This window comes from Brevibacillus invocatus (genome assembly GCF_003710915.1).
Classification (GTDB): domain Bacteria; phylum Bacillota; class Bacilli; order Brevibacillales; family Brevibacillaceae; genus Brevibacillus; species Brevibacillus invocatus.
The window spans coordinates 1-12,259 of sequence record NZ_RHHR01000060.1; the positions used below are offsets into that span (position 1 = coordinate 1).

The 12,259-nt window shown below is 48.3% G+C and carries 13 protein-coding genes, 1 rRNA gene and 1 pseudogene; 5 read left to right on the forward strand and 10 right to left on the reverse strand.

The features are described from left to right. Both EDM52_RS22985 and EDM52_RS22990 read right to left on the reverse strand, forming a co-directional pair. Positions 1-165: ribosomal RNA gene (locus EDM52_RS22985) — 16S ribosomal RNA — on the reverse strand; the annotation flags it as partial. 249 nt (positions 166-414) lie between these two features. Further along, positions 415-1,284: a hypothetical protein gene (locus EDM52_RS22990; RefSeq protein ID WP_122911239.1), complete on the reverse strand. Its 870-nt coding sequence runs from the start codon at positions 1,282-1,284 to the stop codon at positions 415-417. 122 nt (positions 1,285-1,406) lie between these two features. Here EDM52_RS22990 and EDM52_RS22995 point away from each other — a divergent pair, with 122 nt between their 5' ends. Next, on the forward strand, positions 1,407-1,778 hold the full coding sequence (locus EDM52_RS22995; protein WP_122911240.1) for a YgzB family protein: 372 nt from the start codon (positions 1,407-1,409) through the stop codon (positions 1,776-1,778). A 77-nt stretch (positions 1,779-1,855) separates the two neighbouring features. Here the strand turns inward: EDM52_RS22995 and EDM52_RS23000 are convergent, their stop codons facing one another. From EDM52_RS23000 to nth, 3 genes are all read right to left on the reverse strand, one after another. Next, entirely contained in the window at positions 1,856-3,592 is a 1,737-nt protein-coding gene (locus EDM52_RS23000; RefSeq protein ID WP_122911241.1) for a glycosyl hydrolase family 18 protein, read from the reverse strand. Between the two features lie 252 nt (positions 3,593-3,844). Further along, entirely contained in the window at positions 3,845-4,279 is a 435-nt protein-coding gene (gene perR / locus EDM52_RS23005) for a peroxide-responsive transcriptional repressor PerR (protein ID WP_122911242.1), read from the reverse strand. Between the two features lie 148 nt (positions 4,280-4,427). After that, positions 4,428-5,114 (reverse strand): endonuclease III, encoded by a 687-nt coding sequence (gene nth / locus EDM52_RS23010; protein ID WP_122911243.1) that lies wholly within the window; start codon positions 5,112-5,114, stop codon positions 4,428-4,430. A 138-nt stretch (positions 5,115-5,252) separates the two neighbouring features. On the opposite strand from nth, the gene EDM52_RS23015 reads away from it, so the two are divergent. Further along, positions 5,253-6,158 carry a complex I NDUFA9 subunit family protein gene (locus EDM52_RS23015; protein ID WP_122911270.1) on the forward strand — a complete coding sequence of 302 codons (906 nt, stop codon included), beginning with the start codon at positions 5,253-5,255 and terminating at the stop codon, positions 6,156-6,158. A gap of 66 nt (positions 6,159-6,224) precedes the next feature. On the opposite strand, the gene EDM52_RS23020 is transcribed toward EDM52_RS23015, so the two are convergent. Genes EDM52_RS23020 through bcp form a run of 5 tightly spaced genes read right to left on the reverse strand, consistent with a single transcriptional unit; the run spans position 6,225 to position 9,959 of the window. Continuing rightward, entirely contained in the window at positions 6,225-7,013 is a 789-nt protein-coding gene (locus EDM52_RS23020; RefSeq protein WP_122911244.1) for a GNAT family N-acetyltransferase, read from the reverse strand. Between the two features lie 21 nt (positions 7,014-7,034). Further along, positions 7,035-7,583 (reverse strand): cob(I)yrinic acid a,c-diamide adenosyltransferase, encoded by a 549-nt coding sequence (locus EDM52_RS23025; RefSeq protein ID WP_122911245.1) that lies wholly within the window; start codon positions 7,581-7,583, stop codon positions 7,035-7,037. A 44-nt stretch (positions 7,584-7,627) separates the two neighbouring features. Further along, positions 7,628-8,389, reverse strand: a complete 762-nt coding sequence (locus EDM52_RS23030) for a class I SAM-dependent methyltransferase (protein WP_122911246.1) — start codon at positions 8,387-8,389, stop codon at positions 7,628-7,630. A gap of 22 nt (positions 8,390-8,411) precedes the next feature. After that, a complete protein-coding gene (locus tag EDM52_RS23035) occupies positions 8,412-9,461 on the reverse strand; it encodes a M42 family metallopeptidase (protein WP_122911247.1) in 1,050 nt (349 codons plus the stop codon). Between the two features lie 33 nt (positions 9,462-9,494). Further along, on the reverse strand, positions 9,495-9,959 hold the full coding sequence (gene bcp, locus EDM52_RS23040) for a thioredoxin-dependent thiol peroxidase (protein ID WP_122911248.1): 465 nt from the start codon (positions 9,957-9,959) through the stop codon (positions 9,495-9,497). A 182-nt stretch (positions 9,960-10,141) separates the two neighbouring features. Here bcp and EDM52_RS23045 point away from each other — a divergent pair, with 182 nt between their 5' ends. From EDM52_RS23045 to EDM52_RS23055, 3 genes and pseudogenes are all read left to right on the forward strand, one after another. After that, on the forward strand, positions 10,142-10,759 hold the full coding sequence (locus tag EDM52_RS23045; protein ID WP_122911271.1) for a winged helix-turn-helix domain-containing protein: 618 nt from the start codon (positions 10,142-10,144) through the stop codon (positions 10,757-10,759). Between the two features lie 104 nt (positions 10,760-10,863). Then, a pseudogene (locus tag EDM52_RS23050) lies at positions 10,864-11,154 on the forward strand (HAD-IA family hydrolase); the annotation flags it as partial. A gap of 12 nt (positions 11,155-11,166) precedes the next feature. Continuing rightward, positions 11,167-12,168, forward strand: a complete 1,002-nt coding sequence (locus EDM52_RS23055; protein ID WP_122911250.1) for a cation diffusion facilitator family transporter — start codon at positions 11,167-11,169, stop codon at positions 12,166-12,168. The last annotated feature ends 91 nt before the right edge of the window (positions 12,169-12,259 follow it).

Below are 12,259 nucleotides of genomic sequence, written 5' to 3' on the forward strand. Positions count from 1 at the left end.
ATCCGGTATTAGCATAAGTTTCCCTATGTTATCCCGGTCTTATGGGCAGGTTGCCTACGTGTTACTCACCCGTCCGCCGCTAGGGTCCGAAAACCCTCGCTCGACTTGCATGTATTAGGCACGCCGCCAGCGTTCGTCCTGAGCCAGGATCAAACTCTCCAATAAAGTTTGTATCTGGTTCAAAGCTGGCAAAACATTTCATGATAGACTCATCAACGCTTTCGCTGTTCAGTTTTCAAAGAGCATTTTGTTCTTCAATCGCCCAGAGGCGACTTTCTTAATTTATCACACATCCACTTGTGAAATCAAGTGTTTTTTTCATTTTTCTTGTTGCCATTTGTTTCAGGTGTTTAGCAGCAACGTTTGTAACTATAGCATGTTTCCTCAACAGAAGTCAACGGTATTTAAAAAAATTTACTCCGACAATATAAATCCGATCTCTTCGTTCCCATCTCCATCTAATGAAAGGGAAACTTCACGGAGCAAGGATCGCTGCACCATTTTCTCCAGTAACAAAGGAAGCTCGATATCAGCCCGCTTGATTTCATCATGCATCATCAACTCAGAAAAGCGCCACGGTCCAGTCTTCGTCTCCATAATCTCCATAACATAGCGCACAGATTCCTTCATTGAAGAAGATAGCCAGAATTCAATGGCAAGCTCCAAAAGTTCTATGCGCTTATCCAGAGCCTCTGCATTGATCGACAGCTCTTCGTACAGCTTGTATACAGAGGGATCGATCAGCTTTACCTGCGACCAAAGCCCACAGACTGGCTGCTCCCCCGCTTCATAGATAATACACCTGGCCCAAGCATGAAGGGACTGGATCACCGCATGATAAGCATCCAGATTCATCCCACGATTCAAACATTCCTTGGTTTGACAAAAAAAGCGGAGCAATCGGGAATACTCTCTGCAGATGTACATTTTTTGGAGTGGTTTCGGCATTTGATAAAGGCGTTGCTTCATCATACTCATGTAGCCGTCTTTCTCCCAAACGACAACTGCTGTCTTCAAAATGGCCGAGAGCTGTTCATCCAGACCACGTACCGCAGCTTGCTCCAACTGCCAAGTGCTCACTTGCTGCTCTACGATTGATTTTCCCTGAATCAGTATTCGCCTGGTCATACTCTCTGTCTGTGGCTGATTCACCACAATCAAATAGAAAGTCCCATCACGAAACGGAACAAGCATGTAAGGATCAGGCAACATCAAAACTGCTTCTACATCCAAACGCTTTCTCAAGGTTTGCAGGTACATTTCATTGCAGTCATCTGGTCCCATGCCATGCCCTCCTTTCAACTGATCCCAAGGTTGAATGTATGGATTCTACAAGCAGCTCAGGTTTCCTGCTTGTAAACAGATGAATCCTTTGTGTGCTATACTAGTGTGCAGGAGGAATGATGATGAAAAAAACTGAACGCCTGAGTAAAATAAAACGCATGCGCACATGGGGCAACTGGAGCATGGTTATTGGCCTTCTTCTTATGTATACAGGCTATGCGTTCTTTGCTGGATACTTGGACTTTATACCTTTGCTCGGACCTTTGCTCAAAGGCTCTCATATCTTTATGACGCTCCTGTTAATCATCGGCTTTTTGCTCACAATGGCGAGTACGGTACTCTTTATGATTTCCGGAATGGTATCGACTTCTGCCCCCCAGGTATCGTGCCCGTCTTGTCAGAAAGTGACCAAGATGCTCGGCAAGGACGACGCCTGTATGTTTTGTGGACAGCCTTTGCGACTAGAAGACGAGCAACCCCAAAACCAGACATAATCCTTAAACACATACAAGCCACCTGACTTGCCGATGTAACTCGACTAGCAGGTGGCTTTCTTCTATCTACTTGCGCATTATTTGTTTAAGCCTTCTTGAATTGCATCCCAAATCTCCGGCTCTTCAAAACCGCGGCGCCACGCAGCTATGCCCGCCAGGTTGTACTTCTCCACCAGTTCGACCCGTTTTTTCATAGAGACAGTGTCCTCAATCCACATTTTGTACGTATTGCCATCCTTCGGGTCTTTGTACTCTACATAATTTTGTCCAGAAGCCTCGTCCAGCTTAGGCGTCAGCTTACGCTCCTCGATCCATTTCTTCGCGCCAGACATATACAGCGCCCTGGAGCTTACCTTTACTTTTCCGTCAGCCTGCTTTGCTTCTGTCCACAAGCGCGTGTAAAAAGGGACACCAAGCAGCAGCTTTTCGGCCGGTACTTCCTCCAGCACGCCTTTCAGACCGTTCTCTGTCCAAGGCAGAGAAGCAACAGACCCTGCTTTCGGACTCGCAGCCCAATGCTCGTCGTAAGTCATGACTGCTACATAGTCCACGATTTTTGCGAGTGCTGGCCGATCCAAAAACATCGACCACGTCTCAGCCGTTGATTTGATCGTCACATCGATGCTGACCGTAAGTCCTTGCTCATGCAGATACGGAGTCAATTCCCGCATGAATTGAACCAGTCGTTCCTTGTCCGCCAGATAGACATTCTCAAAGTCAATGTTAATCCCGTCAAGATCGTATAAATGGGCATAATGGAGGAGCTGGGCAATCACTGTTTCACGCTTGTCAAAGCTGCTCAGCACGGAAGCGGTCCAATCCGGGTTGAATCCGTTCGTTACGAGTCCCCAGACCTTATAGCCCCGCTGATGCGCCCATTTTACATAGGCAGGGTCGGCTTTATTCGTCAAGTTCCCCTCTGAATCCTTCATTTCAAACCAGGTCGGGGATACGACATTGACGCCAGGCAAGGCGCCGATCTCAGCTGTATTGGGATTACGGTTCACGACATGCTCCCACACCAGATTAATCTTTTGTCCGAGTGGCTTCCAGGCAGCCTTTTTCTCAGTGGAAGCCGGACGTTCCAGCTGTACCTTGCGCACTTCAGTCAGCGTGACAGCCCCTTTGGGAAGAAAACCGCTTGTACCTTTTGGCGTCAATACCCGGTACCAGCCTTCCTTTTCACCCAATATATCGACTTTGTCTCCTGAAGAAAGCTCTGCAACGATCGGCTCGCGATGGGAAGCTCCGGTCCTCACCAGGCCCGCTTTTTCTTCGGCTACAATCTCAGCCTGCTGTACGGCATAGCCTTCCTTTTCTACCTGCAGCACACCGGAATCCTCAAGCTTCCGGAACGAGAATGAATACAGCTTTTCTACCGGTTCGAGCGGCACATAGCGTACTCCCTCCACGTCCTGAACAGGCACCTGCAGATTGAGAGGCTTTTTGTTCAGATAGGCCACCACCTGATCGCTCTGCATCCGGAGAACCTTGTCCTTGGTCGTGACAATCACGGATTTGGTCGGTTCATCCCAGAATAGATCCGGGTCGATGTGTTCTTTTATAAAATCAAAAGGGAGCAGCACCTGCTGCGCATCCAGCAGGTAAGGCGTGTCGATCTGCTCGCCCTGGAATACGATGACTTGCTTCTCTCCATTGTATGGTTCAACATGCTCCGTAGACGGACGCAGAAAAAAGTACCAATACATAGCGCTGAATATTGCGACGATAAATAGCATGAGCATGAGAAAAAAGCTGGCCAGACGGCTTCGTTTACGTCTTGGGCGAGTAGTCACTCCTCTTTCCGCTCTCATGGTCTCGACCCCCTTGTTGACGAACCATCACCACGACATAATAGGATGATATTCCGCTAGACTTATTTCTACGATCATATAGTGAATTCAATTCGTTCACAACCTTTTGTCTATTGGCAAATCTTGAACAAACTCCTCCCAACCAAAGACGTTTCAACTGATAAAACGTTACACGAAACGACAGAAAAACACCTTCCTCATCAACAAAGAGCTCATTCGTTGAATCAGAAGGTGTTTGCAGACAAAGCTGTTTTAGTGAGTAGTCTTTTGACAGGCCGTACAGATGCCGTAGACTTCCATTCGATGACCAGTGACCTGAAATCCGACGTCTTTTGCGGCAGAAGTTTCAGCATCCTTCAGGTAAGGGAAGTGAAAATCACTGATGGAGCCGCAGTTCATACAGATTGCGTGGTAGTGATCTTCTTCTACATTGGCATCAAAACGGCTGGAAGCATCACCGTAAGTCAGCTCCCGCACCAGGCCCGCATCCTTGAATACCCGCAGATTGTTGTAGATCGTGGCCACACTCATATTCGGGAATTTTCCCTCAAGCGCCTTGTATATTTCATCAGCAGTTGGGTGGGTCATCGTATCAAGCAGATAAGTCAAGATGGCATGACGCTGAGGTGTCATTCGGACTCCGGTGTTTTTAAGGATCTCGACAGCTTTTTCTACACGCTGTGTCATTTTGATACACCTCTCAGTCTTTCGCAAGACAACAGAACTTGTTTCTAGTGTCATTGATTAGAATTACTTTAAATAAGTGTACGTCTAGTCAACGAATACTGTCAATATGCATTACACGTATTTGGAGAAACTGGCAACAAAAAATTCTCTATGAACTATTCGTTGTGGTCTTCGGCTTCTTTTTCGATGCTGCTTTTTTGGCTTCCGTCTGAGCGAAACGGCACATCGACTGCAATGGACAAACCCCGCACTGCGGATTGCGAGCCGAACAGATTCTTCGACCGTACCAGATCAGCCAGTGATGAGCATCCGACCACTTTTCCCGGGGAATTCTTTTCATCAGCTGGCGTTCCACTTCGTCTACGTTGTCGCTTTTGGCCAAGCCCAGCCGGTTGGCTACACGAAACACATGTGTATCGACTGCGATTGCGGGTATGCCATAGGCGTTGGACAAAACGACATTGGCCGTCTTTCTGCCTACACCCGGCAATTCCTCCAGCTGCGCGTGAGTCTGCGGAACTTCACCGTTGTACTTCTCAAACAGGATTCTACAGGTCTCCAGGATGTTCTTACTTTTATTCTTATACAGCCCAAGCCCCTTTATATGCTCTTCCATTTCCTCTTGTGTCAAATGAAGATAATGCTCGGGTTCGTTCAAGCTTTCAAACATAGGGGCGGTAATTTCATTCACTCGTTTATCTGTACACTGAGCTGACAGAATCGTCGCGATCAACAGCTCGAATGGAGATCTGTAGTTCAATTCACAATGCGCGTCTGGATAAAGCTGCTGCAGGGTATCCAGGATTTCGGTTACAGGTACTTTCCGCTGTGCCATTGGTATAACCCCCTTCTCCCTCCATTATACAGGGAGATGCCAACTCGACAATCATCTATCGCCGATTCGAATAGCATCCGGCAATGGAAGTAAGGTAGAATGGAGGATAAATGGATCAGATTGACAGGGGGGATCGAGATGAAAGTCTTCCTGACTGGATCAACGGGTTTTGTGGGAAAAGGAATGATGGCCCGCTTGCAAAAAGAGGGGCATGAGATCGTCTGTCTCATCCGGCCGGGATCGCAGGGCAAGATCGGACAAAACGATGGTAGTGCCGCAAATATCTCGTGGGCGACAGGCGATTTAATGGATACACAGTCACTTGCATCTGCCATGCGGGATTGTGATGCGGTCATCCATCTTGTCGGCATTATACGGGAGAAGCCTGGCAAAGGTATCACGTTTTCCCGCATTCATGTAGAAGGGACCAAAAACGTGCTTGCCGCAGCCAAACAGGTCGGAATTAAACGCTTTGTCCACATGAGTGCATTGGGTGCCCGGGAAAATGCGACAAGCGCCTATCATCGAAGCAAATACGAAGCAGAACAGTTGGTGCAGAATAGCGGGATCCCGTATGTAATCTTCCGTCCATCCGTGATATTTGGCCCTGGTGATGAATTCGTCAACATGCTGGCCGATTTGGTCCGTCTGCCTGTCACACCTGTCATCGGCGATGGCTCCTATCCGTTGCAGCCCGTAGCTCGGGAAACCGTAGCAGATGTTTTTGTCCAAGCGCTCTCGCTGGAAGCATCCACCCAGCAAATCTATGAAACAGGTGGCCCATCATCCATCACGTATGGTCAAATCCTGGATGATATCGGAGCTGCTATTGGAAAGCATCGCGTGCGCAAATTCCATATCCCGCTCGGACTGATGAAGCCTGTCATTAACACGATGGAGGGTTTCTCCTTTTTTCCGATCACCAACACACAGCTGACGATGCTGCTGGAAGGAAACGACTGTAAAGACGCTCAGCGATTGTACGACACGTTTTCAACTGCCAAGATCCCTTTCCGTGAAGGGATTTCCACCTATTTGTCCTAACAGCGAAAAGCCCTGCTCGCGACCATGCAAGCAGGGCTTTATTTGCTTTCATACCATCGTATCAACTCAGCGAAGCTCCAAAATGCCTTTTCCACCTCGATAAGCATGCTGAAAATGGATTTTGTCCATCGTCACAAACCCGTAGCGGCTGTATACCTTTTCGACCTGCTCGTTGATCGGGCAGACCCAAAGCTGCGTTCCTCCCGACAAGAGAAACTGCTCCTGTACATGTCGGATCAGATGACCGATCAAGCCTTGGCCGCGAAAAGCAGGAAGGGTAGCCACATTTTCTACCCGTACGATCGGTCCTGCGAGCAACAAGCACAAGGTCGAAGCTGGTTCCCCATTGACGCGAAGCAAAAAATGCTGGAAAGCCGGATGGGCGAACTCCTGTGCGAAAGCTTTTTCCCGGATCTCTCTTCCTCCAAGCTCCGGTACGGATTCGACCAGGAGACAATCCTCGTAGTTCCCTGTGGTTACAGGCTCAATTTCAATATCAGCCCGTGGTTTTGTCTCTGCCAATTGTCCCTGCCAGAGCTGAATGGGAGAAGGCAAGGACTCCGTTTTGAAGCCCTGCTTCTCCAATTCATCCAAAAGAGCCTGTTGCTTGGCTGGCTGATACAAATAAACACGTGGAAAGATTCCTTTGGGCTCAAAGAAGTCGACCACTTCTGCTACAATTTGCTTTGCTTCCGACTGATCGATGACCGCTTGGCTCAAATGTGCATGGTTGGCATCGTAGTGAAGCGGATTTTCTTCATTTACAAACAGATATCCCCAAGCTCTCTGCTCCATGCTAGAAAATACACGTTTGTAGGCAATATCGGATTCTTCCACAATAGACAGGATATTCATGTACTCTTCCCTACTTTTGCATCAGTCATGTAAATACTGTTCTGGAGCTCCAGTCTGATGATTGACATGACGAGCTACTACAAACAGGTAATCAGACAAACGATTCAAATATTTGACAACAGCAGGGTTCACCTTCTCCTGCTGCGCCACGTGCACCGCTTTTCGCTCTGCACGCCTGACTACCGTGCGCGCCACGTGGAAGGTCGAGGATGCCGGATGCCCGCCAGGCAAGATAAAGTTGGTCAAAGGCGGTTGATCCGCTGCCAGGTTGTCGATCTGCTCTTCCAGGTAGGTGACGTCTTCCTCCACGATCGGCCAGCCTACATTTTTTCCTTCTGGTGTAGCCAGCTCAGCACCGACGTGAAACAGCTTGGTCTGGATCACATGAAACACTGCACGCAGTTCTGCCCACTCATCTGTCTGGGGCAATAGCGACAAAGCGAGTCCGATCTGTGAATTGGCTTCATCACAAGTGCCGTAAGCCTCGACCCGATCTGCAAATTTGGGCACGCGCATGCCATGAACCAATGAGGTTTCCCCTTTATCCCCTGTCTTCGTGTAAATTCTCATCCCGATCCCTCCTACATAGCTATTATCAAACTAAAAAACAACCCCTACAGTGCCTCTGCTACCAGGATACATTCATTGCTACTGGCATCAAGAGGCGTTTTGGCAAAGGTTCCGTAGCGCTCCACGACTTTCAAGCCGTTCAGACGCAGCAGATGATGCAGCTCCGCCGGAAAAATGTAGCGCAGCGTAAACGTTCCCTTCACGCGCTCTGTCACGACACCTGCCGGATTGCTGCGCTCGTAGATGCGTGTCACTTCCGACCATTGCTGGAAGTGATCATAGCGGGTGTAATCCCACATCGCCAGTTCATCCCCGTCATCCATTCGATACGTTCCGCGCAGTGACATTTTCTCGCTTTCTTCAGCAAAATGACTGATCTTGGGGACGAAGACGTTCATCACGAACTTGCCGCCCGGCGCCAGATGCTTTCGTATGCAAGTCAATGCTTTCATCTGCTCGTGAATGTGCATCAGGTGAAGAAAAGAGCGAAACGGAATCATGATCAGTGAAAACGACTGTTCGAGCTGAAATTTTCGCATATCCCCCTGCAGCAGCTTCAGGTTGTCGGCTACACCAGCTTCCAATGCTTTGGCTCGTGCCTTCTCCAACATGTCTGATGACAGATCGATCCCTGTCACCTTTACCCCTGCTTGAGCAATCGGAATACTGATTCGACCGGTTCCGCAGGCCAGATCTAAGACCGGGCCGCCTGCTTTTTTGGCCATTTCCAGATAAAACTCTACATCTCCTGCCACTCCGCGCTGCGTCAAATCATAATAATCCGCCCAGCGGTACATGTCACTCATGCTTGTCGTCTCTCCCTCTTCATTACGCTTGCAAGGCTTCAGACATCAAATAAGCCATGACCAGCTTGGCCGTGTTGTCCAGCGCTTCCTTGTGAGTCCGTTCATGTGAATGCGACGCATCAACCCCTGGTCCAATCAATCCATGTACGATGTCGTAGCCTGCTCGCAGGGCTGCACTAGCGTCAGAGCCGTAGTAAGGGTAGATGTCGACTTGATAATGGAGGCCATTTTTCTCTGCCAGCTCAGTCAAATGACGGCGTAATCCGTAGTGATATGGACCGGAGGAATCCTTGGCGCAGATCGAGACACAGTACTCGTCGGTCGTCTGTCCATCCCCGATCGCCCCCATATCCACAGCCAAATATTCGACGACTTTGGAGGGCACACTGGAGTTGCCGCCGTAGCCAATCTCTTCGTTATTGCTTACGAAAAAGTGAGTCGTATACGGAAGAATCTCGTTGGACTCTTTCAAATGCTTGATGACTCCCAGCAAAATCGCGACACTCGCCTTGTCATCGATGTGGCGGGACTTGATGAAGCCGCTCTCTGTGACGGTTACGCGGGGATCAAAGGATACGAAGTCTCCCACGCTTATTCCTAAGTCGATTACGTCCTGCTTGCTCTTTACTTTTTCGTCCAGACGAACTTCCATGTTCTCTTCGCTTCGCTCCATTTTTCCGGATTCCCGGTAAACGTGAACAGACGCCTTGGTAGAAAGAATCGTCCCTGTTACGATTCGGCCGCTGGAGGTTTCTATCGAGCAATGCTCTCCTTCCACAGCGTTAAACGTAAACCCGCCAATCAAGGTCAGCTTCAGACGCCCGCTTGCCTTGATTTCCTTTACCATTGCTCCCAACGTGTCGACGTGTGCGGTCAAGAGACGCTCCTTTTCCTGATTGCGTCCAGGCAAGGTGGCGATAATGGCCCCTTTGTTCGTGCGTTTGTGTTCGACGCCCAAAGAAGTCAGCTCTTGAGCGACCCACTCCATCACTTTGGCGGTATTACCTGATGGACTTGGAATATTGGCCAATTGGCAAAAAGAATCTACCATATAAGGGACAGAAACAGTCATGATCACATGCCTCCTCAACCGTATGTATTCGTTTTACAATTCTTCCTTGATAAATTGAAGGACTTCTTGCACGTGTCCTTTCACCTTCACTTTTTTCCATTCCTTCGCGATCTTCCCTTCCGGATCAATCACAAACGTCGACCGCTCAATGCCCATATACTCCCGGCCATACATTTTTTTCAATACCCATACGCCATACGCTTCTGCAACCTGATGATCGGGGTCTGCCAAAAGCGGGAATGGCAATTCATGTTTGGCGATAAACTTGTCATGGGATTTGACATCATCCGGACTGATTCCGAGGACCACCGTGTTCAATTCGGAAAACATCGGATGATAGTCGCGAAAATCGCAGGCTTCCGTCGTGCATCCGGGGGTCATGTCCTTCGGATAAAAATAAAGTACCACATGTTTTCCGTGATACTGGGATAGCGAGATGGTCTGGTTGTTGTTGGCTTGCAAGGTAAAATCAGGCGCTGCTTGACCGACAGTCGTCATGGATATCCCTTCTTTCTACTCAGTTCCATTCCTTGATAAATTCCATTTTATCACAAGCTGCCAGTCACTTCATCCAGTATACGCATTGCGCTTTTTGTCAGAAAACGCTAGAATTGATTGATAGTATTGAGAAAGAGGAATTATTAAAAATTGGCTTAGTCAGTTGGATGGTGAATGATGGCATGAAAGAGTTTTTTGAAGTAACCGACCCAGAAGCGCTAAAATCCCTTGCCATACCGGAACGCGTAAAGATTTTGGAACTCTTCGAAGACCTGGAGCCCCGAACTGCCAAACAAATCGCTACAGAACTGGGCGAAAACGCTGCCCGTCTTCACTACCACGTGAAAGAGCTGGTACGAGTTGGTTTGTTGGAACAGGTAGATACGCGAGTAAAAGGTTCTATCGTAGAAAAATACTACGAGCCTGTTGCCAAGGTGATTCAAGTAAAACTTCAGCTTATGATCGAGGAAAACGCACAGCAATTGAGTGACATCATGTTTACTCCTTTCCGTACGACAGAACAGGATTTACTGCGTACACTGAACCGTTTGGTTGCCAGCGATACAGATGTTCGCAAGGAGTACAAGAACACATTTGCTTTCAACTTGTCTGAATTTTACTTGAGTCAGGAAGAACGAAATCAGATGGTTGAAGAAATCAATGAGCTGATTCAGAAGTACAAAGCTTTTAAAAACGAGCCCGGCAGACGAAAATTGAAGTATTTTAACATTCTCTTTCCGCACACTCCTGCTGATCCTACGGATGATGTTGACGATGGATTCGAGGATACGCTGGATTAGAGATGTTCGTCGCTGCATAAGAATTGAAGATCAACACGAAAACCATCGGGCGAGGATGGTTTTCTTTTTTTATCCCTATTTAAGGATGGGAATCGTCACAGGAAAATGCGGATATCTCGTTGCGGGAATGGGGACTGGAACGCTTTTTCGAAGTGGTGATCACTGGTGTCGAGGTTTCCACTCCCAAGCCGCATCCTGAAGGGATTCTACTTGCAATGGAGCAGATGAAAGCTATTCCTGCCGAAACCATCTATGTAGGCGATAGCCATGCAGATGTCATCGCCGGAGGATCTGCCGGGTTAACCACTGCGAAACAAACATTCAAACAATTACTTGAATGTTTGTTTATAAGCCACTATAATCAGAGCTACATTAGGAAATATTATCCGATTTAAGGAGGGCTTACTATGGGGCTCCATCACGGACATTCCCATGATCATGGACACACGCACGGAAAAGGTGCGAACAAAAAAGCACTGCTGATATCCCTATGTATCACGACTACTTTTCTCATCATCGAAGTCATCGGAGGGTTTCTCACCAACAGCCTTGCCCTACTGTCAGACGCAGGGCACATGCTGAGTGACTCTTCCGCGCTCTTTCTCAGCTTGATCGCGATGTATTTTGCCTCCAAACCACCTTCGCCTGCCAAAACCTATGGATTTTATCGTTTTGAAATTCTGGCAGCTCTTATAAACGGTGTGACTCTGGTACTGATCTCCCTCTACATCTTCTGGGAGGCAATCGAGAGACTGGCTGCTCCACCTGAGGTATCCAGCCTGTCGATGATGGGGATCGCTTTCGTCGGGTTGCTCGCCAATATTGCCGCTGCTTTTGTGCTGATGCGCGGCGACTACAAAAACAATCTCAACATGCGAAGTGCTTTCCTTCACGTACTCGGGGATATGCTTGGCTCAGTCGGTGCGATCGCGGCCGGATTCCTGATGTGGATGTTCGGCTGGTATATTGCCGATCCTATCATCAGCATCGTCGTCGGGGTCCTTATCATGATCAGTGCATGGCGGGTAACCAAGGAGTCCGTGAATGTTTTGATGGAAGGAACGCCATCTAGTATCGATACCCAAAAGGTATCTGAGACATTAGGAATGATAGCGGGTGTTACATATGTGCATGACCTGCATATATGGACGGTTACTTCTGGCTTCGATGCACTGACAGTCCACCTTGAGGTGAAGGACGATCTTCCGAGCTATCCTGTGCTGCAAGAAGCTTTACACGTACTACGCGATCAATTCGGGATCACCCATGCAACCGTACAAATTGAAAACTCAGCCGTCCGGCATGATGAAATGATGTGCCAAATAGGACCAGGACTTGACGCTCATGATCATAGCCATGACCATGCGCACGACCATTCACATCCCGCACACAAACATGAGCACGATTAACACATCACGAAACCATCCTGGCTGTAGAAACTTCCCTATCTTTTTTTAAGAGCATCTGTAAGGTTTTCCCTCCAGATGTATCTAATAAGGG

What these genes read in the sequence shown, in the direction of transcription:
- EDM52_RS22990 (WP_122911239.1), bottom strand. Translation starts at nt 1,284, where the DNA reads ATGGGACCAGATGACTGCAATGAAATGTACCTGCAAACCTTGAGAAAG.
- EDM52_RS22995 (WP_122911240.1), top strand. Translation starts at nt 1,407, where the DNA reads ATGAAAAAAACTGAACGCCTGAGTAAAATAAAACGCATGCGCACATGG.
- EDM52_RS23000 (WP_122911241.1), bottom strand. Translation starts at nt 3,592, where the DNA reads ATGAGAGCGGAAAGAGGAGTGACTACTCGCCCAAGACGTAAACGAAGC.
- perR (WP_122911242.1), bottom strand. Translation starts at nt 4,279, where the DNA reads ATGACACAGCGTGTAGAAAAAGCTGTCGAGATCCTTAAAAACACCGGA.
- nth (WP_122911243.1), bottom strand. Translation starts at nt 5,114, where the DNA reads ATGGCACAGCGGAAAGTACCTGTAACCGAAATCCTGGATACCCTGCAG.
- EDM52_RS23015 (WP_122911270.1), top strand. Translation starts at nt 5,253, where the DNA reads ATGAAAGTCTTCCTGACTGGATCAACGGGTTTTGTGGGAAAAGGAATG.
- EDM52_RS23020 (WP_122911244.1), bottom strand. Translation starts at nt 7,013, where the DNA reads ATGAATATCCTGTCTATTGTGGAAGAATCCGATATTGCCTACAAACGT.
- EDM52_RS23025 (WP_122911245.1), bottom strand. Translation starts at nt 7,583, where the DNA reads ATGAGAATTTACACGAAGACAGGGGATAAAGGGGAAACCTCATTGGTT.
- EDM52_RS23030 (WP_122911246.1), bottom strand. Translation starts at nt 8,389, where the DNA reads ATGAGTGACATGTACCGCTGGGCGGATTATTATGATTTGACGCAGCGC.
- EDM52_RS23035 (WP_122911247.1), bottom strand. Translation starts at nt 9,461, where the DNA reads ATGACTGTTTCTGTCCCTTATATGGTAGATTCTTTTTGCCAATTGGCC.
- bcp (WP_122911248.1), bottom strand. Translation starts at nt 9,959, where the DNA reads ATGACGACTGTCGGTCAAGCAGCGCCTGATTTTACCTTGCAAGCCAAC.
- EDM52_RS23045 (WP_122911271.1), top strand. Translation starts at nt 10,142, where the DNA reads ATGAAAGAGTTTTTTGAAGTAACCGACCCAGAAGCGCTAAAATCCCTT.
- EDM52_RS23055 (WP_122911250.1), top strand. Translation starts at nt 11,167, where the DNA reads ATGGGGCTCCATCACGGACATTCCCATGATCATGGACACACGCACGGA.